General features: G+C 58.3%; 18 protein-coding genes and 2 pseudogenes. 15 read left to right on the forward strand and 5 right to left on the reverse strand.

Going from position 1 to position 22054, the window contains the following annotated elements:
- Positions 1-204 precede the first annotated feature (204 nt).
- Positions 205-924 (reverse strand): nuclease-related domain-containing protein, encoded by a 720-nt coding sequence (locus C84B14_RS16250; protein WP_353225655.1) that lies wholly within the window; start codon positions 922-924, stop codon positions 205-207.
- Positions 925-1663: 739 nt separating this feature from the next.
- On the opposite strand from C84B14_RS16250, the gene mobI reads away from it, so the two are divergent.
- From mobI to mobH, 3 genes are all read left to right on the forward strand, one after another.
- The gene (gene mobI, locus C84B14_RS16255) at positions 1664-2143 is read left to right on the forward strand and encodes a conjugative transfer protein MobI(A/C) (RefSeq protein ID WP_353225657.1); all 480 of its coding nucleotides are present in this window, start codon (positions 1664-1666) and stop codon (positions 2141-2143) included.
- A gap of 51 nt (positions 2144-2194) precedes the next feature.
- Positions 2195-2509 (forward strand): hypothetical protein, encoded by a 315-nt coding sequence (locus tag C84B14_RS16260; RefSeq protein ID WP_353225659.1) that lies wholly within the window; start codon positions 2195-2197, stop codon positions 2507-2509.
- Between the two features lie 470 nt (positions 2510-2979).
- Positions 2980-5037 carry a MobH family relaxase gene (mobH, locus tag C84B14_RS16265; RefSeq protein ID WP_353225661.1) on the forward strand — a complete coding sequence of 686 codons (2058 nt, stop codon included), beginning with the start codon at positions 2980-2982 and terminating at the stop codon, positions 5035-5037.
- Positions 5038-5555: 518 nt separating this feature from the next.
- Here mobH and C84B14_RS16270 read toward each other — a convergent pair.
- Together C84B14_RS16270 and C84B14_RS16275 are read right to left on the reverse strand one after the other, a co-directional pair.
- Positions 5556-6173 carry a hypothetical protein gene (locus C84B14_RS16270; protein WP_353225663.1) on the reverse strand — a complete coding sequence of 206 codons (618 nt, stop codon included), beginning with the start codon at positions 6171-6173 and terminating at the stop codon, positions 5556-5558.
- A 306-nt stretch (positions 6174-6479) separates the two neighbouring features.
- The gene (locus C84B14_RS16275) at positions 6480-7670 is read right to left on the reverse strand and encodes a Swt1 family HEPN domain-containing protein (RefSeq protein ID WP_353225665.1); all 1191 of its coding nucleotides are present in this window, start codon (positions 7668-7670) and stop codon (positions 6480-6482) included.
- 482 nt (positions 7671-8152) lie between these two features.
- Here C84B14_RS16275 and C84B14_RS16280 point away from each other — a divergent pair, with 482 nt between their 5' ends.
- The 8 genes and pseudogenes from C84B14_RS16280 to C84B14_RS16315 form a co-directional block, all read left to right on the forward strand.
- Positions 8153-8635, forward strand: a complete 483-nt coding sequence (locus C84B14_RS16280) for a hypothetical protein (RefSeq protein ID WP_353225667.1) — start codon at positions 8153-8155, stop codon at positions 8633-8635.
- Between the two features lie 126 nt (positions 8636-8761).
- Entirely contained in the window at positions 8762-9157 is a 396-nt protein-coding gene (locus tag C84B14_RS16285; RefSeq protein WP_353225669.1) for a hypothetical protein, read from the forward strand.
- A 117-nt stretch (positions 9158-9274) separates the two neighbouring features.
- The gene (locus C84B14_RS16290; protein WP_353225671.1) at positions 9275-9517 is read left to right on the forward strand and encodes a hypothetical protein; all 243 of its coding nucleotides are present in this window, start codon (positions 9275-9277) and stop codon (positions 9515-9517) included.
- A gap of 428 nt (positions 9518-9945) precedes the next feature.
- Positions 9946-10398: a DEAD/DEAH box helicase gene (locus tag C84B14_RS16295; protein WP_353225672.1), complete on the forward strand. Its 453-nt coding sequence runs from the start codon at positions 9946-9948 to the stop codon at positions 10396-10398.
- A complete protein-coding gene (locus tag C84B14_RS16300; RefSeq protein ID WP_353225675.1) occupies positions 10379-12103 on the forward strand; it encodes a helicase C-terminal domain-containing protein in 1725 nt (574 codons plus the stop codon). The genes C84B14_RS16295 and C84B14_RS16300 overlap by 20 nt, the downstream gene beginning before the upstream one ends.
- A 28-nt stretch (positions 12104-12131) precedes the next feature.
- Positions 12132-12914, forward strand: coding sequence for a hypothetical protein (locus tag C84B14_RS16305; RefSeq protein WP_353225676.1), 783 nt, complete (start codon positions 12132-12134; stop codon positions 12912-12914).
- A gap of 503 nt (positions 12915-13417) precedes the next feature.
- The gene (locus C84B14_RS16310; protein ID WP_353225678.1) at positions 13418-14308 is read left to right on the forward strand and encodes a hypothetical protein; all 891 of its coding nucleotides are present in this window, start codon (positions 13418-13420) and stop codon (positions 14306-14308) included.
- Positions 14309-14625: 317 nt separating this feature from the next.
- A pseudogene (locus C84B14_RS16315) lies at positions 14626-15427 on the forward strand (IS3 family transposase); the annotation flags it as partial.
- Between the two features lie 59 nt (positions 15428-15486).
- Here the strand turns inward: C84B14_RS16315 and C84B14_RS16320 are convergent.
- Positions 15487-16616, reverse strand: a protein-coding gene (locus C84B14_RS16320) for an IS3 family transposase (protein ID WP_353225680.1) whose coding sequence is annotated in 2 segments (ribosomal slippage) — positions 15487-16355 and positions 16355-16616 — 1131 coding nt in all. Because the reading frame shifts where the segments join, the coding sequence is not laid out codon by codon here.
- A gap of 77 nt (positions 16617-16693) precedes the next feature.
- Here C84B14_RS16320 and C84B14_RS16325 point away from each other — a divergent pair.
- Positions 16694-16972: pseudogene (locus C84B14_RS16325) on the forward strand (integrase core domain-containing protein); the annotation flags it as partial.
- Between the two features lie 203 nt (positions 16973-17175).
- Here C84B14_RS16325 and C84B14_RS16330 read toward each other — a convergent pair.
- Positions 17176-18150: a BrxR family helix-turn-helix transcriptional regulator gene (locus C84B14_RS16330; protein ID WP_353225682.1), complete on the reverse strand. Its 975-nt coding sequence runs from the start codon at positions 18148-18150 to the stop codon at positions 17176-17178.
- Between the two features lie 101 nt (positions 18151-18251).
- Here C84B14_RS16330 and C84B14_RS16335 point away from each other — a divergent pair, with 101 nt between their 5' ends.
- From C84B14_RS16335 to C84B14_RS16345, 3 genes are read left to right on the forward strand one after another with little or no spacing between them, the layout of a single operon-like run.
- Positions 18252-19439, forward strand: coding sequence for a CBASS cGAMP synthase (locus tag C84B14_RS16335; RefSeq protein WP_353225684.1), 1188 nt, complete (start codon positions 18252-18254; stop codon positions 19437-19439).
- A complete protein-coding gene (locus tag C84B14_RS16340) occupies positions 19387-21126 on the forward strand; it encodes a ThiF family adenylyltransferase (protein WP_353225686.1) in 1740 nt (579 codons plus the stop codon). The genes C84B14_RS16335 and C84B14_RS16340 overlap by 53 nt, the downstream gene beginning before the upstream one ends.
- Before the next feature lie 30 nt (positions 21127-21156).
- On the forward strand, positions 21157-21915 hold the full coding sequence (locus C84B14_RS16345; protein WP_353225688.1) for a hypothetical protein: 759 nt from the start codon (positions 21157-21159) through the stop codon (positions 21913-21915).
- The last annotated feature ends 139 nt before the right edge of the window (positions 21916-22054 follow it).

The raw sequence follows: 22054 nt of genomic DNA on the forward strand, positions 1-22054 counted from the left end.
TTGGGCCCCAGATGGGGACGAAGTCTCTGTTGCGATCTTTCGTCGAAGATAGAAGTCTGAACACGCTATCGTCGCCAAGCGGTAGCCGCGCCGGCAGGCTTGCTGACTTTGACCATAGAGATCCAGCGGTATCGCCGTTCAAGCGACGGGCGAAGGGGCGGGGATAGGAGACGCCCACTTCTGTGGGCAACGGATTGGCGAGCGTCATCGATGCGTCTCACGTGGCAACAATGCGTTGCGGATCTGCGTGACCTTGAAATCTTCCAGTAGTCGCACGTTGGAGCTAAAAAGCGCGTGCTCGATACATCGCGTATCGAAAGGCAGTATCGGCGCAGGTTGAATGTGGTTGTTTTGCCACCGTGTGCGGCGACTGCCGCCAATGACCAGCGGCTTGACCCATACTCGTATCCCTCGCCGTTTGAGGTGCTCGCGTAGCGCGCGGGCTTGGCCAGTCGCCTGGCGCACCGGATTGCGCATTTGCGAGTAGTACACTGTGCCCCCGCGGCCGACTTTCCGTACTGGCCAGTAGCGGTTGCAAGCGCTACCAGCTATTACAACGCCCCGATTACTTTTCACTCCTACAACGCAGACCCCTGTAGGGCCGACGATAACGGCGTCGAGCACGGTGACCTCCGGATGCGAATACGGGTTCGGTATCTCTAACTGTGTGATAAGGGTGTAGCCATCAGGCAGAACTCGGGCGATTCGGCGAGCAACCGCGACCTGTCCGCGATAGGCCACCCTCCGGGAAGCTGGCAGGCTCATCCAGTTGAGTGTTAAACCGCCAAATACCAATAGCGCCAGCGGCTCTTGCGTGCCGAAAAGAGCGAACAAAATGGGCAGGGCGGTTACGCTCCAAAGCAGCAAGCGCCAGCGCTGGCGAATGCAATCCCGGGGAAAAGAAAGATAGGTCAGAGCGGCCATTGGGGCTCCAGAGAAGCCGTACAGCGTGTGCACGGCGGAAACCCTTAGCGTCCCTTCGTCCGAGGATTGTGCAACTGGGTCCTAAGACAGTTGCAGCCTTACAGGGCACCTCCGCTTGCCACGGATAGGCCTGCCTAGGCGCGCGTGGAAAGCGCCATTAGCGGCGCGCCGCCCGGTCGAACAGGATGCCTAGCGCCTTTCGAGGCCTCATCCCGCCCGTAGTCCAGAGTCGTTCTGTCCGCTCAACTATGAATAGGGCACGACGCACCGATTGTCCAACTACGCGCGTGCGCACACACGGTGGGCATTCGAGCCAGCTGTCCGCTGTTCATAGTTGAGCAGTTGGGCGTTATCGCACCCCAGCCGGCCTGTGACGTAGTCGAAAAAGCACGATTTTCGACGTTTTGCGCCCGCCGAACCGCCTGCTTCGAGCCCAGACTTATCACTCGACCTACTCAACTACGAATAGGGCAATACGCTCCCAGTGCTCAACTTTCATAAAGCGTGTAAGCGCGCCAATCACCCTCTATTCATAGTTGGGGGAACGGCACGATATCGGGCTCCGATTTTGGTTCTGGTGGCACATATCAACGGGCACCCAGCCGCTCAACTATGAATGAGGTCATCAGACAGCAAGTGCCCAACTTTCCGCGTGCGCACGCGCGCGGGGTGGGCAGTTCTGTCTAGCGCCCTATGAATAGAGAAATGGGCAGTTGCGTGCCATGTAACGAGACGCTTAATGAACGAAAGACAGGAACATCTACTGGATCTTGTACTGGAACACCTCACCGGTTATGCCGATGAGCTCAAGGACCAGGCCATGGCGGGCGCCGACCAATTTTGGCTCAAGCACCATGAAGTGCGTAAGACCCGTCCGAAGCACGAATGGGGCTTTGTGGGCGTGCGGGTCCGCCAACGCGCCGGCGCGGTAATGGTCGAGTGGTTCCGCGCGAAATATTGGCAGAAGCGTCGGTCCGCCGACGGTGGCGAGTCGAATATGCCTGCGCTTGAGTATCTCGCGCGCGGCAAAGCTATGCGCTACAGCGTGCATCCCTTTGAGCGCGTGAAGGCCAAGCCTTGGGAAATCGAACTCGCGATGGAGCTCGAAAAGCAGTTCGAGCTGATCCGACGACAGAGCCAGATGCTCGGCAAGATTCGCCGCTATATCCATGAGACGCGACGTGCAGACAGTCGGGCTAAGGAAAAAATATCGACTTGACGTTTCGGCGGTCTGTGGAGAATCAAATCGACATTCATTGCCGAGAAGTTGATGACCCACTACACAGCGACCGAGACCCCTGAGTTCTGGCGCGCCGTCTACGAGGCGTGTCAGTTGACCGCGGTGCCCGGGGCCCCATCTTTCGTTAGATTTCTCGAACGGCCCCGGGCGTATCTCGATGAATTTGGACAGAGCGAGGCGCTGGCCAGCATGGCGGCCGGATTTCACCCACTGTTGCCGATTCAGGCTGCGATAGCGCAGCGGTTGCGCACTGAGACGCAGTGCGAATTCCGTTCGAGCAAGCCCCGACGCCAGCTGTTGGGTAGCAAACAAGCGGATAGTTTGGTGTTGGAACGCAGCGAGTAGCCCGGCTCAGGGCAGCCGAGCTGGGCTTGTCGTTTGGCAGTTGTTACGTGAAGAGCCTTAGCGCAAGGCACACCGAAGCGCTCATGCCGAGGGCGGCCTGGGCATCAACACCCAGGAACGTTAATACCGCAGCAAGGGCGATGATCAGAGCTGGGAATAGGAAAGTCATAGCAGTTTGTCTTGTTAGTTGAGTAACTGCAGTGGCGCTAGGACGGACAAATATCGTTGTCGCCTAACTGTTGCGATCACACCTGCCCATTTGTCTGACTGCACGGGCCTCAGAACCGACTATCTGACCAGGAGGCAAGGCCCTGCGAACGATCTCGCAACGGCGAATAGAGGAAGAGTGACAGCTTCGACGCGTACAGATCAGCTCTTGAGAAGCGTCAAAAACTGGCATTTATCGCGCGCACCGTTGCTGGGGGCACACCGAGAATAAACATCATGCCAAACCAACCTGAGAACTCAGCATGCTCAAGAAAATTGCCTCGTTATTCGGCTCTTCGTCCGGTATGAGGGCCGCTGACCTTGACCCTCCTCACTACCCACCGCTGCCCAAGGGCATTCCTGCCGTACGAGAATCGACGCTGTTAAAGCCCCACGCCGAACTGATAGAGCAGATTCATCAGGCGGTGATGCTCAAGCGTAGTGATTTCGACGCACTGGTCCTGCCTGTTCTTCAACGCTACGCAGCTTTTGTTCACCTGCTGCCTGCTTCCGAAGCGCATCATCACCGCGGGGAGGGCGGTCTTCTACACCACGGTCTTGAGGTGGCCTTTCTGGCGACACGCTCGTCCGAGGATGTTGTGTTCGGGGCACGCGAGGTGCCCCAGCGGCGTCTCGCGTTGGAGCCTCGCTGGCGTCTCGCAGTCTGCATAGCAGCTTTGACCCATGACATCGGCAAGGTGGTAACCGATGTTTCGGTTACCGATAGCACGGGCAAGCACCGATGGGACTGCTGTTCGCAATCCGTAGCTGACTGGTCCGCCCAGCACAAGATCGACCGTTACTTTTTGAGCTGGCACCCCAATCGGCAAAGCGAGCACGAAATGATGAGTCCTCTTGTCTTGGATCGGGTGCTGACTACGGAGATCCGGACTTATTTGGGCAGTATGGGCCCGGAGATCATGCAGGCGATGATGAGTGCGCTCCTGCATAGGACATCAGACCCAGGGCATATCGCTCGTCTGGTAAGACATGCCGACTCCGCCTCGGTCGAACGCGACATGCGGCGCCAGCCGACCCCTGGAAACGTGTCGCATGGAGTCCCGGTGGAACGCTATCTTCTCGATGCGATGCGTCGGCTAGTCAAAAGCGGACAGTGGAAGGTGAACGAGAAGGGCGCTCGCCTGTGGATGCTAAACGGAGACTTGCACATCGTCTGGCGTGCGGCTGTAGAAGACGTGACGAAGTTGCTGAGCCAAGACAAGGTTCCAGGCGTACCGCGTGATCCGGATGCCATGGCTGACGTACTGATCGACCGTGCGCTGGCGACTCCGCGTGAAACGCACAGTACGACCTATCGGTACTGGCGCATGTGTCCTGCGTACTTTACCGGCGACACCCCGCAATCACTCCTGATGCTACGGCTCAGCAGCCCCGAGGTGCTGCTGGATGTTGTGCCGCCATCGATATCTGCCCAGGTAATGGATACGTTAGCGCGCACGGAGACCGAACAGCCGGATGCCGAAGCGCTAGTCAAAGGTGATGACACAGAGCCTCGCTTACCGGCGCCAGCTATCGTGGAGCGGCCAACGAGGTCTCGTTTCGACGCGGGCTACGCTGATCTGTTGTTGGAAAGGATTCTTGCCCAAGGAGAGTGGGGCAATCATTTCTTCGCACACAACGGTCAAGTGGTCATCGCTTACCCGGAGGGTGCGGCACTGGCCGCCCAACCGGCCGAGGTACAGCGCTTGCTCGGTGATGAAGGCGTCGTCGTGCCCGATCCTATGAGCTCACTGGTCATCGTGCGCTTCTTCAATGGACGCAAGGGCATCATGCTCACGCCGCGTATTTCGGGCCTGATCCTTGATCGGCACGGGCGAGAGGCGACGGTGCTTTCGCAAGAAGCTCAGAGGGCTCAAGAGCAGGATGCGCTTACCGTTGAAGCAAGCCAGGCGGGGCAGGGTAAGTCTGACCAGAACGCGGCGTGGCCCGACGATAGCGAGATGTCAAAGGAGAAGGGCCGGCATAAGCGAGGCAACAAGAAGCCTTCTATGCCTGCCCAAGCGCCCGGCTCGGCCGTTGAGCGGCAAGACGCTGCGCAGGCGAGCACGAACGAGCCGCTGGATCGATGCGTTGCCGCGCTGCTAGCGACCGTGCGCGCGGGCACGGGCCGTATTGGTCAGCCGTGCAAAGTCGAGGGCGACTGGATTCGTGTACCGCAATACCTGGTCGGGCACGCGGCTTCAGAGTTCGGCGATGCTCAGGTAATGACTACAGAGCTTCGTGGTGCTCTTCTGAAGCATCCTGATGTCGAGGTCCGAGACCCGAAAAGCTTGTCGGTGCGCGCAATACCAACAGATTGAAACCTATCGCCTTGTGGCAGTTATTTAGACCGTCGCACTCTCGAAGTGATTCGCGCGAACTGGAGTCGCAGGATTCCGCGCTCGAGGAGAATAGATCACATCGATGCGACAACAGGTCGGCCCCGGCTCCTAGCCGGGGTGTGACAAACTGGGGGTGTCCCGGTCGTCATAGCCGAATAACCACCGGCAGTTAGAGAGAGGGCCGCTCTAATAGGCACCTGCGCCCGCGCGATCTGATGGTTTGCCTAATTATCGGCACGTATTCTTACGCCGAGCGGCTTCGAGTAATAGCCGAAGCCGCCCGGCTGAGGGCGCTTAGAGAGCCGGTCGAAAGCCGCGTTCAGCCGTCCGCGAAATCGAGAACGATCGGACGCTCGAAGCCGCAGTTCCAAGCAACCACAGGCGCAGTGTGGGGCCAGCGCGCCGTGTTCAGTCCATATAACTGCGGTCGAGTCGACGGCTTCCTCGAAGCTTGCCTCGTGGCGATTGGCTTAGCCTACGTGAGCCCATAGAGGCGGCTATGACGATCGTAAGGCCTTTACGTGGGCTGGAGGCGGGTAGACCTGATCGTTGACCCACTGCCCGTCGTAGCACTCGCCACGGAACCACATATAAATCGGACGCCAGAAACAGATATCGCACAGATGTTCACACGCAGCCTGCGTCGTTTCGATCGGTGTAGAGCCGGCGTACCGAAAGAAGAGATAGTTTTCGGATAAGCCTTCACGTTCTTCTTCTGGATCGAAATCGTATTCTTCCCAGTGATCGCCGGCGTTGTCGTCCGCGTAATACTCGGCGGGTGAAGTGCATGCCCGTTTCCTCGCCAAGTTGTATGTGACGACATGTTCGATCGCCAGCATATCGATCAGCGGATCTGGAACGAAACCGCTCGAAGAGTCGATGTCCATACCTTCTTTGACGTCCATCGCGATTACGAAGCCGTTGCTAAACTCTCGTTCCGCAGCGGCGGTCGCCTGACGGGCATCAGCTATGGCGCTCCAGTTAGCAAAGCGATGCTCTCGCGCGACGGCGTCAAGCGCTTGGCAATAGGAAAGGGTGGAGGATCGACTACGTTGTTTCGCTTCGCGCCGATAAAAGGACACGGCACGTGAAGGAACGAGGCGATAGATATTCATCGCGGTCTCCAATTGGCTGTCACGGTGCCCACTGCCGCATAGCCATAGGGGAAAAGGCGATGACGGATGAAAGTCTATGACCGTCCCTTGAGGTTAGCCGATGGTGGGCAGCAGGCCGCGGTCAACGGCCCTAAAAAGTATGGCCGAATTGAGGGGATGGAACAATACCTCTCGTCAAATCGTGACATTCCCCGTAGCGCTTGCAGCGGAAGGATAACCATTCGTTCTAGTTACCGAAGGCGGGGAGGGAAACGCTCTACGGGCGCAGCGTCCGACTCAAACTGCTTGATAATGCCTCGAAGCTGCTCAGTGCCTAGGCAAGCGAAATAAGTCGGCTGGGACAATCTTGAAAAGGCGCGTTGTTTCGACGTAAAGCAGTATCTCGTCGTCACGCCGGATCGGTCGGGAGTGCATGACGGCGAGTCGAACAGGGTGCACACGATTGAACATTTCGTTCACCGCCTCTTGATGACGAAAATGCGCTTTGAAGACCTCACGCCAGTTGGCCTTGCGCATAATAATCTGTTTGTAGTCCGTGAAATCAGCGAATTCGATGAGGCGGTCTGATGGCGACCCTGCATCACGAGCCGCAGCCCGTTTTCGACACCACTGCTCAAACATCCCGTCCGGTAGCCGACTTCTTGTCCACTCAAGACCATGATGCTTCGTCATCTCATGCTCTATCAGGTCTCGTAGCGCTTGCTCGAACGCCTTGAGATAGGCAAAGGCCTCTTTTGTGTTATCGACTAACTGGTCGCCTGGACCCGATTCGCCTGGTGCCCCAAAGAGTTCAGCCAATCCCGGCAATGTCGTTCGGACCTCGACACGCGTGCTTGTCTCACGAAACGCGGGTTCGGGCAGATCGATTAGCCGCTCGTCAAAGCCGACCTCGCTGTAAACCTCGGATCGCTGATCGATATCGTCTGACGAATCGCTCACCCATAGCCGCTGCTCACGCCAGTCACCGACATGCTGTCGTATGGCAGCTGACGCCTCCAGACCATACCCATTCGGGGCACGGAGCATCTCACCGAGATCTGACAATCGCTGCACGCTTTGGATAGAACGTAGTGGGTCGTCAACGAAGAGCCAAGGCTGCTGGATGCTAAGCGTCACCTCGCGAAACTGCTGATATCGGCGCCACCAGCCCTCATCGCTAGGAGCATTCATCTTGAAGCGCTCGAGCATCCGCTCAAGCTCGTTGTGTCGAGGAACCGAGAACTGCGCGTTGAAACGATCGAGCGCTTCTTGCGCCTGGCGCGACGCGTGGCCGAGTCCAGTGTTCTCTAGCAATCTTCTGAAGTAATCGTCTTGGCGATCGAGCGCTTGAACAATGTCGTTCGCGGTGGATCTGGCTTCCAATGCAGATCGCAGCCCTGGGAATCGCGCATAGGGATCAATGCTTTCCCAATCGCGACGAATCTGCTCGACCTTAGAGCCCCCTGTCACCTCATCAAGCCTTTTTTGTAACGCCTTTAGCCTTTCGAGTTCATCCACGGTCAGTTCCTATCATAAGAACGGCATCACCGGACGGTCGCCAAGTGTCGCTCGATAATGTGCCACACACGACCGCTTAATTAGCTGATCAGCCGGCCTTGCGGATTCCGCGACCTGTTCTACGTTTGCAGATTCCTCCCTTCGCTACAGACGAAAGTGACGAAACGCAGCGGTTTACGCCCCTATGCAGTACCTCCGGCGTTCTACAACTCGGACACCGCCGTACGTGCACGGATGGCTACCTGCTCGAAAGTATTACCAAGCGTCCGAAATAGGGTGATACACGGTCTGAGCCGGGCTCTGTCGTGGCAAGTGGCTCTCCACCGTTGGCGGTGGGCGGTGCAATACCTCGCAAGGACCGCCGCGGTGCTACCACGATACAGCGGCCCAGTGCCGGTCCATTTGCGAAGCCGACTGGGGCGCAAGCCGGGCGGCGGCGATGGATCCTTCGACTCAGGTGCGATGCCAAAAGGAACCAACCCATGCACAGCCCGCTTGAACTAACCCGCAAGGAAATCGAACTCACAGCCTGGAGTCATGTCGAGAGCGCCCACGAGCCCATCGACGGCGAAGAGCCTAACGCCTTCGCCGATGACGGCGGGTATGTCGTCGCCGACGTGCGTGGCTACACGCGTCTCGAGGGCACGACACCACTGGGGAACGAACTGACCGTGCTCATCAACTGGATCTGCCACGGCGAGAAGAGTCGCCATCTCCCTGGGGTTTGTATCGACCACACACCGGTGCCCGATCTGGCCAAGCGGCCGGGCCTGACGCTGATGGAGTATGCCGTCGTGCGCGATGACCACGGTTGCGCACTGAGCACGTGCGAGCTGACCCGCGTGCTGGGGAGCAGCACCTGGTCATCAAAGTGGTTCACCCAAGCGATTGCCTGCCTGCCACGCCATCCGCACATCGCAACCAGCCAGCGCGCGCCAGCCCGCGTCCTTGCGCAAATCGACTGAGCGAAGACGAAACCATGAATCGAACAGGTGCAGCTACTGCATGACGGCTCGCAGGCTACGCCCGATCTGGCTCACAATGCGCGTCGATTTTTCGCGCACGCTGTCCTCATGAACCACGACACACCCATGGCTGAGGTCATCGCCGGCATGGCCAGGGCCGAACATCCCGCCTGCTACGAGTTCGTGCGTCGCCAGACGCGCCAGGATCAGCAGGCCCTTGAGGCTGGGGCGACCCTGCTACGGGATATCGCCACCGACCTGCGCGCACGCGATGTCGCAGCCCTGATGGCGTGGAAATCCCCCGAGACTTACGACCCCGTGCCTGAAGCGCTGCTCAAGCAGGCACTCAAGGGCGCGGCGGGCAACGACACGGCGCGTGTGAGCAGCGCGCTCGAGCCCATGGCCTTTGCCGATTTGTGCGCCATGGCCACCGCGGCGGACTATCTGCGTCAGGCGGCCCAGCACCTGCGCCTGTACGGCGGCCACGGCAACGCAGCGAAGCCTCAGCGCGAGCTGATCTGAAGAAAGTTGTTAAGCATTTTGAACAAAATGCGACCGCCTAAAACGACTGCCAAATAGGGCTTTGCACCGATCGCCCGAGCGAGTTCCGCGCGGGAATTTCGACCACGGACCGACCCGATGAAACTCTCCGATCTGCGCACCGCGATCGCGTTCTATCGCGGCAAGATCCGCGCACACGTCAATCGCGATCCGATCTATGCCGACGACTACATCATCGTGATTCGCTTTGGCAGCGACGAATGGGCCGTGGTGGAAACGGGCGCCGGCGCCTACCGCACCTTCAAGACGATCGATGCCGCCGTCCGCGTCGTTCACCAGCTCGGCCTCTCCCATGCCGAGGTCGAGACACGCCCGCGTTAGAGCGCCTGCCGTTCTGGCAGAACAGGGCGCAGGCAACGCGTCCACACACGACCGCCATCTCGTGATGTCGAGGCCCGGCGCGACCGGCACCTGGTTACATCTGAAGCCACCGCATCGGGTTTTTATCAGCGCGTGCACAAATGCGCGTTTTACGGGGCTTGCACATTCCGGCGGCCGTGGAGAATGGAACCCATCAACGCAACAACAGGCCGGCCCCAGCCGCTAACCGGGGTGGGACAAGCTGGAGGGTGTCCCGGTCCTCATAGCCGAATAACCGCCAGCAGTCAGAGAGTGGGTTCGCTCTAACACAGCACCTCCGCCTGCGTGATCTGACCGGATTGCCTCGTCATCGGCACGCCTCGCTGACGCTGGGCGGCTTCAACCCCGAAGCCGTCCGGCGGGCAGCCCCTAATTCGAAGGACATGGCAATGGACGACAAGACCGACAACCAATCCATCGAGACGCCGCTCGCCGAGATCCATGACGCGCACGCCCAGATCGTGCGCTCCATGCCCGGCTTTCGAGAGCGCGAAGGCCAGTGCCAGATGATCGACGCGATTGCCTACACGCTCCTGGGCGGTACGGCATCGCCGCTGATCGCGATCGAGGGCCAGACCGGGACCGGTAAGACGCTCGGCTATCTGGTGCCGGCGATCCCGGCTGCCAAGGCGCGGGAGAAGTCCCTGATCGTGGCCACGGCCACCACCTCGCTGCAAAGCCAGCTGATGCGCAATGAGCTGCCGGCGCTGGCTAGGTATTCCGGCCTGAAATTCACCGCAGTACTGGCAAAGGGCCCGCTCGCGCTATGTCTGCCCGTTCCGGCTGGAGACCGCGCTCGCCCAGGGCGGCGGGAACACGGATATGTTCGGCCCGGACGCTGACTTGCCGGATACCACGGGCGGCTTCACGCCCGATGAGAAGCAGGCCGCGTTGCTGGCCGATCTTCAGCTACAGCTGACCACCCGTGAATGGACCGGCTGCAAGGACGAACTCGACGAGGAGATCGACTCGCGCCTATGGGGCGCGATATCGAGCACGCCGCACAGCTGCACGGGCCCGAACCAGTGCGCACCGATGGGCCTGTGCCCGTTTCATCGCTCACGTGCGGACATGCGTGAGGCCGACGTCATCGTGGCCAACCACGACCTGGTGCTGTCCGATGTCTTTCTCGGCGGCGGCATGGTGCGGCCCGACCCGAAGGACACGTTCTATATCTTCGACGAGGGCCACCACCTGCCGGAGAAGGCCGTAGAGCACGGTTCAGCGCGTAGTTCGATCGGTGCCATGCGTGAGCATGTGCGATCGCTACAGCGGCTACTGCCAAAGCTGCCGGCCCATATTGCACGCCCGGATATCCGCGAGCCGGCCAAGGACGCCGAATCGGCGCTCAAGGCCCTTGGTGTGGCCTACGGCGAGCTTACGTTCACCCAGGATCGTGACGAGCTGTTTCGTTATCGCGCGCCGCACGGCAAGTTGCCCGAGCCGGTCCGCGAGGCCGCCAACGCGCTGCACGCCGAGATGGCGGTGCTCTGGGAAGTGGCCAACGACATGGCCGAAGAACTCGACGACAAGGAAGGCAGCGCGGGCGCTCAGCAAATCGCCCGTGTGCTAGGCCCGGAGATGGGCAAGCTCTCCGGTCTGCTGGAGAACGATCTGCGTCTGCTGCGTCTGCTGCGTCTGCTCAAGACAGAGCAACCCGATGATGCACCGCCGATCGCGCGCTGGGCCGAGCACGACAACAACGAACTCTGGCTGGAGGCCGCGCCGGTGACGGCCGCGCCCATGCTGCGCACGATGCTCTGGGACAAGTGCGCAGGGGCTGTGATCACCTCGGCGACGCTGACCTCGCTCAACCGCTGGTCGCGCTTTCGGGCCAAGGCCGGCTTGAGCGGCAGCGACGGTACCCAGTATCTGCGCCTGCTTTCGCCGTTCGACTATCCGCGTATCGCCGAACTGCGCGTGCCGTGGATGAAGCACGACGGGGGCCAGGCGAACGGACACACCGAGGAGATCAAGGCGATGATGCCGTCGCTACTGGCGCACTGTTCGAGCGGAACGCTGGTGCTGTTCGCTTCGTGGTATCAGCTCAACGCCGTCTACAAGAGCCTGCCGGCGCCGCAGAAGAAACGCGTGCTCTGTCAGGGCAAGCTCAGTCGCGACACGCTGGTAGCTCGCCATCGCAAGGCGGTCGCCGCGGGGAACGCCAGTGTCATTTTCGGACTGGCAAGCATGGCCGAAGGTGTGGATCTGTCCGGCTCGGCCTGCGAGCACGTCATCATCGCCAAGCTGCCGTTCGCGCCGCCGACCTCGCCGATCGAGGCCACGCGCGCCGAGTGGCTGGGGAAACACGGCAAGAACCCGTTTATGACCATGGCCGTGCCAGACGCCTCGCTCAAGCTGATCCAGGCCTGTGGCCGCTTGATTCGCTGCGAGACAGACCACGGGCGCATCACGCTGCTGGATCGGCGGATCGTGACCAAACGCTACGGAAAGCAGCTGCTCGACTCGCTGCCGCCGTTTCACCAGAGCATCGAGCGCAAGCCGTCGCCGGCGGCGCACAACACCCGTCAGGCCGCGTTCGCCTGATATGAAACCCAGATACAAGGCCAAGAACATGACCACGAAAACTCAACAACTGCCGCCTCACAGCGCGGGCCTGGCCTCGGTGCTCTCCAGCCATACGACCGCACTTCAGCGCGCGGCCGTGCGCGGCCCCGAATCCTTCCTGCTGCTGGCTGTTTTCGCTGTCGTGATCGGGCCGGTCTATGCCATGACGTTATGGTTCGTGCCGCAGGGCATCGGCGCGCTTCTGGCGATGTACCTGCTTGCCGCGATGAGCTATGTCGCGGCCGTGGTGGCCAGCATGCTGCTGATCCATACCGAAGGGCGGCGCAAGAACGAGAACGCACGCAGCCGCCTGCCTCAGCGCTGGAAGTTCGTGCGCGCCGAGGTGGGCAAGAACGTCTTCTTCGGCGTCGTATTGCTGGCCGCGATGGACTTCGTTTTCAGTCTGGCGTTCGGTTTCGAGGGGCCGTCACTGCCGGGCAGTGCCTATACCGATGACCTTGTGATCCATGCCACGGCCGGCGCGGCGATGATGGCCTGGGCGGGACATATACGGGCCTGCGTGCATCTCCCCCAGATGATGATGCTCTGTCGTGATCAGCCGGTGGAAGCACTGCGCAAGATCCTCATCATCCGGGCTCGTGAGCGGTACGACTCGGCTGTGACGTTCGGGCTGCTGATCCCGATGATGGTCGCGGTCATGGCCAGCGAGATGGCGCCGGTGCTATCGGTATTGGCTTGGCTGCATACGGCTTGGTACCTGCATGTCACCGTGTCGAAGGCATGGCTCTGGAGCAAAGACAGCCACACTTTCTCTGATATGAAGAGATAAAGTGGAACCCATCGCGGGTAGTGCGCGACGCCGCGGTAAATTAGGCCCATTTCGTGGGTTTGGGCCATTGAATTCGCTGCGCTCGCCGTCGATCATCAATCCCGGTAGATCTTCAGTAGGGTGTGTCGCGCCTCGAGTTGCGTGAGAACGCTTTTTCGTCGTCACTGTCACGTGTTATCAGCGCTTCATGTTCTGCATCATAGAAGACACATTTGTACGCGCCGAGGTCAGCGGTATTGATTTGTCCTCGTGGCACACAGACTGCATTCGGGCTTAACCTTATGCTCGCGCATTTTTCAACCCACGGCGCAACGCGCCGAATGTACGGCGCTGGCCTCAGAGGGTTAATCGCCGAACTCGCTGGTGTCAACTCACGTCAGCTTCGCGGATCTCGTATGTCTTGGGGGGATTCCCTCAAGCGAGAGCAGTTCATCGCCCGACTATCAGCCGGAGCTCTCAGCGACCTTGGGAATCGCGATCTTGATGCGCGCACACGAGCGTTTATGTCCGAACGCATCGACGAGATTCCTTGGACCGACTACGAAAGATTCGAAACGTTTATCGCGCTCGCTGAACATCCGGACCAACGCTTGCCGCAGAGTCGTGCAACGGCAGCACAAATAGATTTAATTAGCGACCAATTGGTCGCGCCGTATCGCGAGAGCGGGTTGGAGGGAACGCGAGCGCTGATACTTGATGAGCCCGAGATACTCGCTCCATTGGCCGTACCCGAAGTCGAATGCGTGACACCTTTGTCCGTCGAAACTCTTGCGGGCGCGCTTGATGGGACCTTGGAAGATCGCGAGATCCGAGCGGTAGTCGAGCGCTTATCGATCATCGCCATGTGCAAGGTTTACGCGCGTCTCGATGTCGAAACGATGCAACACTGGCGAGGCATAGCGCCACGCTCCCTATTTAAGCTATTGCTCCCCCAGAATGATGGGAAGCAAATTCGGCACCCGGTCAGACGCATGATCGACTTCATGGCATGTTGCGCCTTCGGCGTACGTACTGACGTAGCCATGGACCACGTGCCCACGCTGGCCGAGATCAAAGAGCCGGTGTTGGAGAAGTTAGGCGGAAACGAAGATCGCCTAAATAGCTGGCGAAATGGGCGATCATTTCTGACCCTCGAACAAGCGATCCGTATGTGGGATGCACTTCACGGCCACGTCGATCGTGAGCCGCCGATGCCCCCAGTTGCTATGATCGTGGCGGCGACAGTTTTCCAGAGTTGTTTGGTGACTTATGACAAGGGTCGAAAGACCGTGAAGCAAACACTTGTCATCGATAATCTGTATGAAGCGTGGTGGAACTACTACAGCGACGAACTCGACAGAGGGGAAGGGCCGACCAAGCCCGTCGCTTGGCCGGCCTGTTTCGATAAAGTCTGAGCTATTTGTTGCGCCCGCCTTTATCGTGGGCTCGTTGAAGGCGAGCGGCGTGACTTTCCGCCTGTACTTTGCCGCCGTGCTTACTAGCCTCCCGCGACATGACACGCTGCTTTGCTTGGCTGCTGACCGGGGTTTTCTTACTCATCGCGATCTCCAATCGTCAAGTGATATTTAGCCGCGTCTGATTAACGGGCAAGCACAGAGTGACTTTCTCAGCCGCGGGGTGCGTGGGAAAAACCGGACAGCCAGCGACCATCGCCCGCTATTGAGTAGCGCACTGATCTGGAGTCCAATCACCCGAAGTCTGGAGATTGGGCATGAAGAAGCGGTATACCGAAGAGCAGATCATCGGTTTTTTGAAAGAGGCCGAAGCGGGAACGCCGGTTAAAGAACTGTGCCGCCGGCACGGCTTTTCCGAGGCCAGTTATTACACGTGGCGGAACAAGTTCGGCGGCATCGACGTTTCGGACGCCAAGCGTCTGAAGGCGCTCGAGACGGAGAACAGTCGCTTGAAGCGTCTGTTGGCCGAGTCGCTGCTCGAGAACGAGGTCACGCGCGAGGCCTTGCAAAAAAATGGTAGCCGCAACAGCCAAGCGCGAGCTGGTGCGGTTCATGAGCCAGCGCGGCTCGAGCGAACGGCGTTCGCTGGCCATCGTGGCGATGAGCGCCAGCGCATTCCGGTATCAGCCGGCGCCGGATCAAAACGAGCGCTTACGCGCCGAGATCGTGCGCCTGCGCAGCGTTACCGCCGCTACGGCGCGCCGACGATCTATCTCAACTGGCTGGACGGTTAACCACAAGCGCGTCGAACGGCTCGATGCCGCACAAAACCTGCAAGAGCGTCGGCGACCACGCAAGAAGCTGCCGATCTTTGATCGGCAGCGCCTGGTTCGTCCGAATCGAGCAAACGACGTCTGGTCGATGGATTTTGTATCCAACCGGGTGGCCGATGGCCGTGCTATCAAGTGTTTGGGCATTGTCGACGACGCGACCCATGAATGCGTCGCGTTGGTGCCCAGTCGATCAATGAGCGGTACCCAGGTCGCGCGCGTGCTCGACGATCTCGCACTTACCCGTAGCCTCCCGGCGATCATACGATCCGACAACGGCCCCGAATTCTGAGCTGGACCCCATCCATTGGACAGTCCGCAGCGATTTTTAAGTGATGACCTGCTAGGTTAAGCCGCCTGCGGTCGTGGCTGTGGGTCGAAGTAGACCTGATCGGGCGTGGCTCGATCAAGGCCCTGATGATGGCGCTTGGCGTTGTAGAAGGCGAAGTAATCAGCCAAGCCCGCTTTGGCGTCGCGCCCACTGTCATAGGCTTTCAAATACACCTCCTCATACTTCACGCTGCGCCAGAGCCGTTCGATGAAGACGTTATCCATCCAGCGCCCGCGGCCATCCATACTGATCGTGATCGCGTGGTCTTCGAGCACACTGGTGAAGGCGCTACCCGTGAATTGGCTGCCCTGATCCGTGTTGAAGATGTCGGGCGCTCCGTAGCGTGCGACCGCGCGCTGCAGGGCATCGACGCAGAACGCGTCGTCGAGCGTGTTCGAAATCTGCCAGGCCAGGACCTTGCGCGAGCACCAGTCCATGACGGCGACCAGGTATAAAAAACCGCGCGCCATGGGCAGGTACGTGATATCGCTGGCCCAGACCTGGTTGGGTCGATCGATCTTCAGACCCCGCAGGCGATACGGATAGATCCGATGCCCCGCTGCCGGTCGTGACAAGCGCGGCTTCGGATACAAGGCGGTGATCCCCATGATACGCATCAAACGCTGTATGCGCTTGCGATTGATCACCAGGCCGTCTTCATCAGCCAGTGCACCGGCAATGCGTCGGCTGCCGAGAAACGGCCGCTCGAGGTGCAGCACGTCGATACGCTGCATAAGCCTGTGATCGGCATCCGATACCGGCTTGTGCCGATAGTAGACCGTCGATCGGGCGACATCGAGGACACGGCATTGGCGTGTGATCGGCAATGTGTGGTCGCGATCGATCATGGCCCGCCGCGCTTCGGGTCGAAGCGCGCGAGCCCGCGCTCCAAAAAATCGTTCTCCATCGACAGCTCACCGATCTTGGCATGCAGCGAGTCGATCTGGGCTTGGTTATCCGAGGCCGATGATCCCTTGTCGAACGTCTCGGTCGCGCCTTCGACCAGCTGGCGTTTCCATTGCGTGATCTGGTTTGCATGGACATCGAACTGCTGCGCCAGTTCGGCGAGCGTTCGATCGCCTTGCACGGCGGCGAGTGCCACCTTCGCCTTGAAGGCCGGTGAGTGATTACGGCGTTTGCGTCGCATAGTTGCTCCGGCCGGGTGCGGCCATTGTGGAGCAGATCATCACTTAGTGCTCTGTCCGAATTATGGGGTCCAGTTCATTCATTGGCAAAGCAATGCTGACCGGGGCACACAACAACGATGTTCAGCTCAAGCAGATCGAACCCGGCAAGCCGAACCAGAACGCCTATATCGAATCCTTCAATGGTCGTTTTCGACACGAATGCTTGAACGAGCACTGGTTCGTGAGTCTCGCGCATGCCACTACGATCATCCGAGGCTGGCATCGCGAGTACAGCGAAGAACGGCCAAAGAAAGAACTCAGCGGGCTGACGCCCGCTGACTACGCTCCGCGGATGGCCGCAGAAGCAGTCATCTGAACCCGAGGAATCTGGATCGAAACGCTACTAAAACCGGGGGATGGTCGAGGACTGTCCAGTCGGTAGGGTCCAGTTCACTCGAACAGAAGGCGACTCAGTCCAATTGAGGCAGCGTAAGCGCGATGAAATACATTCCGCCAAGACTGCTCGTCCGCTAGGCATGGCTGCAGTTCAACGTACGAGCAGCAAAAGCGGTCGACCGCTCATCGCCCATTCAATTCCGCTAATTCAGTCTGCTCGGCAGCTAACGAATCGAATACCCACTCATTCTGAGCCACGTCGTTAACTATTTTCCGAACCTGTAAGGAGTTTGTTAAGTGAAGTTGATAAGCGTTTGATGAAAGAAGGGCTGATTCCGTGACGTCTACTGGCCACTGGCGCAATAAATATCCCACCTCCGCGACGCGAACATTAACTCTCAACACTTCCTGATCGTCGAAATCGTACGAGCTAAGCACTGCAGGTCGATACTGGGCCTTTGGGTGAGGCGCAAACTCTAAGCAGACGTAATTTGACCACTGCGGGTCGTTTCGAAGTGATATATCACGGCCGCTCTCCCAAAAGCCTTGCTCGATAACGCCGAAGCGGGCAAGCATGTAATCGCGAAATCCGTGACGGCTTTGAGCCCGGTCAAAGCATCGCACCCGCCATTGAAACCCATCACTTAGTAAGGCTAGTGGAACTAATGTTCGCGCCTTATCACCGGACGACATCGACGTGTAGTTCGCAATGATTTCGCTGCGCGTGGAGATCGATCTGCAAATAGTCGCGACGACGGCGGGATCTAGCTCCCGCTGAATGCTAGGACAGGGGGCCACTGGTATGGGCACCTCTGTATCGGATCTGGCGTCGTCATCGATCGCGGAACTAAGCGACTGCAAGGCACGACCAAGGTTATGCCGAAAGGCTGGCGCAAACTCGAGCGTACTCACATAGCGCTTCTTCTTTAAGTCATAACGCAAGTTATTCGGGTATGCGTCCGAATAGATGGTGAAATCGGAGCTTGCGGCCGTGGGACCAATATCAAATCGTTCCATAAGGTCTTTTCTAGACACCCAGCCACGAAACCAAGCCAGAAACTCCAGGTAACGCATGCGTTTTGTAACCGCGTTTCTGAGCCCTTCAAAGGACTTCTCCCGATCACTCGCGAGCCCGATGCGTTCGTTTTTCGGTACCATTCACTTTCCGGTTGCACTACGGTTTTAGGTCGTTATACTATTGCACAGAGATATAGTGAACACGACCGACGCGCAAGTATGCTCTGAACCTAGGTGTAGCCATGCGGACCTCTAACAATCTGTCCGGAGCCTTCCATAAGCCCGGCTCCTCCAAGACTCTTCTCGTAAATCTCGCCCCGAATAAAGAGATGCTTGATGAAATCAGGCGCGCGGAGGCGATAATTAGGCGAGAGTTGTCGGCTATCCTTAAAAAAAGCCTTCGCGTGATCATGCTTTGTGACGAGGAGGGAACGCCGGCGCCGAAATACTTGCGGCAGGGTAGCAATGCGTATGGCACGCTAATCGATCCCTTGCGTGGTTCGACGAACTACCGCGAAGCGGATAGTGATATTGGAATGTATCTGCCGCTCGAGTTTATTAAAGGCGCGACGAGCACGCCGAAGCTTGGCGCTGAAAAATTGCGGGAGTTGACGGCTCAAGCCTTGACGCAAATCGCTGACGCGAACGGATGGCGCTCCAAGTCAAAGCATTGTTGTGACCGGATTTATATTCGCGGCGACGCCCATATTGATGTCACTTCATATGCGATCCCACGCGCGCAACATCGGCAAATGGTCGCGCTAGCGTCTCTCGAGTCGCGCTCTAAGATGGAGAGCTCTACAGTCCAAAGCGACGAGATCACTTGGTCCGAAATACCGGAGACCTCGCTTCTTGCAACCTCCGATGGCTGGGTCCGATCCGATGCAAAGGCGATAAACAATACTATTGAGAATGCAAGTCGATTGTTTGGGCCGATTTTCAAGCGCGTCGTCAAGTTTTGCAAGGCTCTCAGAGATTGGGGCGATGACGTAGCAGGGCCGACCTCTATTGCGCTGACGCTGCTAACAGCCAGAAAACTCGATTTTAACCTCTGCCGCCTTGGACGCCATGATCTGGCCCTGCTGGCCGTTTTGGGCCCAATTGCCGATGGCTTGCTCGGAAGCCTCCCCGCGCCCGGCAACGAAGACATCGACATACTTGAAGCTACGGATTACTCCGTACGCCAGCGTTTGGCGGTGACGCTTAGGCAGCGCCAGTCGGAACTTCGTGACGCACTCTACGATCAGCCATGCGAGCGGGCCTACGATACGATGAAAGGGATATTCGGACCTCGTTTTCCGGATGCCCCAGATGAAGCAGACGAGAGGGAGATCGCCGTCACAAACTCCTCCCAGCTGGGATTTCCTGCGATAGTGCATGCATCTAAGAACCGCGCTGTGCCGCTTCGTGGAAACGCACAGTCGGCCTAATCTGTTTCTCGAGATAGCCGACGCGCTCTCTTCGCGGAATTGGCAGCCCAAGGTGGATGCCTACGGAATTGGCTATCAAAAGAATCTTGAGATAGAAGGCGGTGTCGTAGCCCTGACACTTACGTTCAACGCAGATAAGCTCTGGCTTCCCCCGAGCGCGCGCCTCACGACCGTATCAGGGGTGCCGGCTCAAGCGCTGCTACACCGAATCGGTGACTGGTTTTGTTATCTGAATCACGAAAGCGTTGAATGGGACAGCGAATCACCCGACTTCGTGGGGCATGTCGTGAGCGCTGCGGAGCGGGCAGAAGCTGAGTTTCATCGGGTCCGAAAAGGCAACGAAATTCGGGAGGTCGACTCGGAATTTGCAGTTCATTGGCGTGGCGCGAATCTGTATCTCGATATCCCGAAAACGTTTTGGCCTCTGACTCGGGGCGCAAGCCTTGTCCACTTCAAGCTAGGCCGGGGCGAGAAGGAACACGCTAATCCGATTGAGATTGTGGCGCGAAAGGGCGACGAAAAGGCTGATAGATACCGCGCCTTCGATGTTTTCGAAGTCATGGATTTGCCTCCGTGTCTAACGGTGAAACTCGACAGCTACCCGTTTCCGACATGGCCCAATGGCAAGCCACCGAAGACGTTAGCCGAGCTCAACGACTGGATCGCTGACCACAATCCGATCGATCCAAAGTCAATTTGGCGCGAGCTGGGTGCTCTGATTCACCCTAGAAAGGGCAAAACGTCCTCGGCGTTGGTGTTGTTGGAGACGAGAGCAGGGCGATTTGGAGCTTCTATAAAGGTCTCCCCCCAGCTAGTATCGAAGTTTCGTCCGGGCGCGAAATTTGCCAAACAGCTAGTTGGAAACACGGCACTAACAAGAAGCCTGCCGGTTAATAGATGGTCGTTTCAGAGAGTAGACAACGATTTTGTGTCCACAAGAAATGCGCCGTCTGGATCGGCCGCGCTTTCAGGAAAGCAGATCCATTTACTCGGGGCGGGAGCGATCGGAGCCCAGCTAGCAGATTTCCTCGTACAAGCTGGCGCCGGCCGAGATAAAGGTTCACTACATATTTACGACCCCCAATCGCTCAGACCGGAGAACAGCGGGAGACATCTTCTCGGAATACCGGCGCTCGGGCTTTCAAAAGCCGAAGCACTTGTAGCGCGATTGAAGCGTGAACGCCTTGCTGACAATGTAATCGCTCATGTGATTTGCGCCGGTGATCCTAGCGTTCATCACGAAGCAGACTTGGTAATCGACGCCACAGGCGCTCCGAATATCGGCGCGTGCTTTAGTAACTATGCTCGCCGCGAGCGTGATTGGGCCTTGCTATCGGTAGCGGTTGAAGGAGAAGGGTGGGTCGCAAGCACCCATCTCTACCGTGGAATACCTGGCGAGGGTTGCCGGACGTGCCTTGAGCCCTGGGTAGGAGGCCGAGGTTCACACATAGCAAGCGGTCACGCCCCAGAAACACGGGACGGCGGTTGCGGTGATCGATATACACCATACAGAGCCGCCGCGGCGAGTATCGCCGCAGGCTTGGCGAGCGAACTAGCGTGTGAGTGGGCGGCAGGTCGGCCAACCAAGCTTTTTCGCTCGATAAAGATGCACTCCGCACCTTCACATGTTCGAAATAGCCAGGGTTACACACCTAAGTCGCGGCCGACGTGTATCTGCGCCTCATAGATATCTAGTTACTTCCAGTAGGTTATTGCGATGCTTAGTGCTGTTGTTCTTAAAACGAAGCTTGGGCTTGCGCTTATCCTAATATTGTTATGTAGCCTGCCGCCGTATTTTCTTAAGGCGTCGGTTGCTGGTGAGTTGGGGCCTGGCTTTTGGCAAATCATCGCAAGTTTGTCCCAAGGCGTGGGGTGGGCTGCAATTCTTGCAGTGCCGCTAGGTCACCCGGCTTTCATAAATTGGCTCTGGGTGCGCGTACCGCTACTGAATAACGTGCTGGCACCTAACTTGAATGGAAGCTATAAACTTTTAGTGGCCACAAATTTCCCATTGCTCTTGGCACGGAAAAAGCATTTGGAAAAAGTATTGGGATCCGACGGCGACTACGTTCCGGATGTGAACGAAGGCGAGCTCAAACATGTCGGTAATATAGAGATCGAAGCCGGACTGTTCTCAATTCGAATGCACATGAAACCTCTATCTAGCCAACCATCAACATCTTCGTCCCATGTAATCGCTTCGGTGCTTGAAAAATCGCCTAGAGAGAGTGGGTTCCGATTGCACTATGTTTTTGAAAGTGAGGTGACAACGCCTCGAGAGACCGACACGCAGAAGTTCTATGGCGCTGCGACTATAAAGGTTCCAGCGGCGGTGGTTCAGAGCTGCCAGGGTGATTACTGGACAAACCGCTCATGGTCTCAAGGATTGAATACGGCCGGACGAGTGCGAATTGAAAGATGTACCGCCGCTGTTCCCCGCGATGGCAACGCGACGACAGGTGCTGCAAATACTTAAAGTAACGAAAGCTCACTAATACATCACGACCATCCCCCGGCTACTGAGTAGCGCACCATGCCTGCGTCTTTAGGAGTGGACGGGCTCGACGAGCGATACGTCCGCTCTGGGTCCAGGCTGTGTGAAAACGCGTGAGTTA

The organism is Salinisphaera sp. C84B14 (genome assembly GCF_040361435.1).
Classification (GTDB): Bacteria; Pseudomonadota; Gammaproteobacteria; order Nevskiales; family Salinisphaeraceae; genus Salinisphaera.

Excerpts from the sequence above, each read along its gene's own strand:
- C84B14_RS16250 (WP_353225655.1), bottom strand. The coding sequence starts at position 924 with ATGGCCGCTCTGACCTATCTTTCTTTTCCCCGGGATTGCATTCGCCAG.
- mobI (WP_353225657.1), top strand. The coding sequence starts at position 1,664 with ATGAACGAAAGACAGGAACATCTACTGGATCTTGTACTGGAACACCTC.
- C84B14_RS16260 (WP_353225659.1), top strand. The coding sequence starts at position 2,195 with ATGACCCACTACACAGCGACCGAGACCCCTGAGTTCTGGCGCGCCGTC.
- mobH (WP_353225661.1), top strand. The coding sequence starts at position 2,980 with ATGCTCAAGAAAATTGCCTCGTTATTCGGCTCTTCGTCCGGTATGAGG.
- C84B14_RS16270 (WP_353225663.1), bottom strand. The coding sequence starts at position 6,173 with ATGAATATCTATCGCCTCGTTCCTTCACGTGCCGTGTCCTTTTATCGG.
- C84B14_RS16280 (WP_353225667.1), top strand. The coding sequence starts at position 8,153 with ATGCACAGCCCGCTTGAACTAACCCGCAAGGAAATCGAACTCACAGCC.
- C84B14_RS16285 (WP_353225669.1), top strand. The coding sequence starts at position 8,762 with ATGGCTGAGGTCATCGCCGGCATGGCCAGGGCCGAACATCCCGCCTGC.
- C84B14_RS16290 (WP_353225671.1), top strand. The coding sequence starts at position 9,275 with ATGAAACTCTCCGATCTGCGCACCGCGATCGCGTTCTATCGCGGCAAG.
- C84B14_RS16295 (WP_353225672.1), top strand. The coding sequence starts at position 9,946 with ATGGACGACAAGACCGACAACCAATCCATCGAGACGCCGCTCGCCGAG.
- C84B14_RS16300 (WP_353225675.1), top strand. The coding sequence starts at position 10,379 with ATGTTCGGCCCGGACGCTGACTTGCCGGATACCACGGGCGGCTTCACG.
- C84B14_RS16305 (WP_353225676.1), top strand. The coding sequence starts at position 12,132 with ATGACCACGAAAACTCAACAACTGCCGCCTCACAGCGCGGGCCTGGCC.
- C84B14_RS16310 (WP_353225678.1), top strand. The coding sequence starts at position 13,418 with ATGTCCGAACGCATCGACGAGATTCCTTGGACCGACTACGAAAGATTC.
- C84B14_RS16330 (WP_353225682.1), bottom strand. The coding sequence starts at position 18,150 with ATGGTACCGAAAAACGAACGCATCGGGCTCGCGAGTGATCGGGAGAAG.
- C84B14_RS16335 (WP_353225684.1), top strand. The coding sequence starts at position 18,252 with ATGCGGACCTCTAACAATCTGTCCGGAGCCTTCCATAAGCCCGGCTCC.
- C84B14_RS16340 (WP_353225686.1), top strand. The coding sequence starts at position 19,387 with ATGCATCTAAGAACCGCGCTGTGCCGCTTCGTGGAAACGCACAGTCGG.
- C84B14_RS16345 (WP_353225688.1), top strand. The coding sequence starts at position 21,157 with ATGCTTAGTGCTGTTGTTCTTAAAACGAAGCTTGGGCTTGCGCTTATC.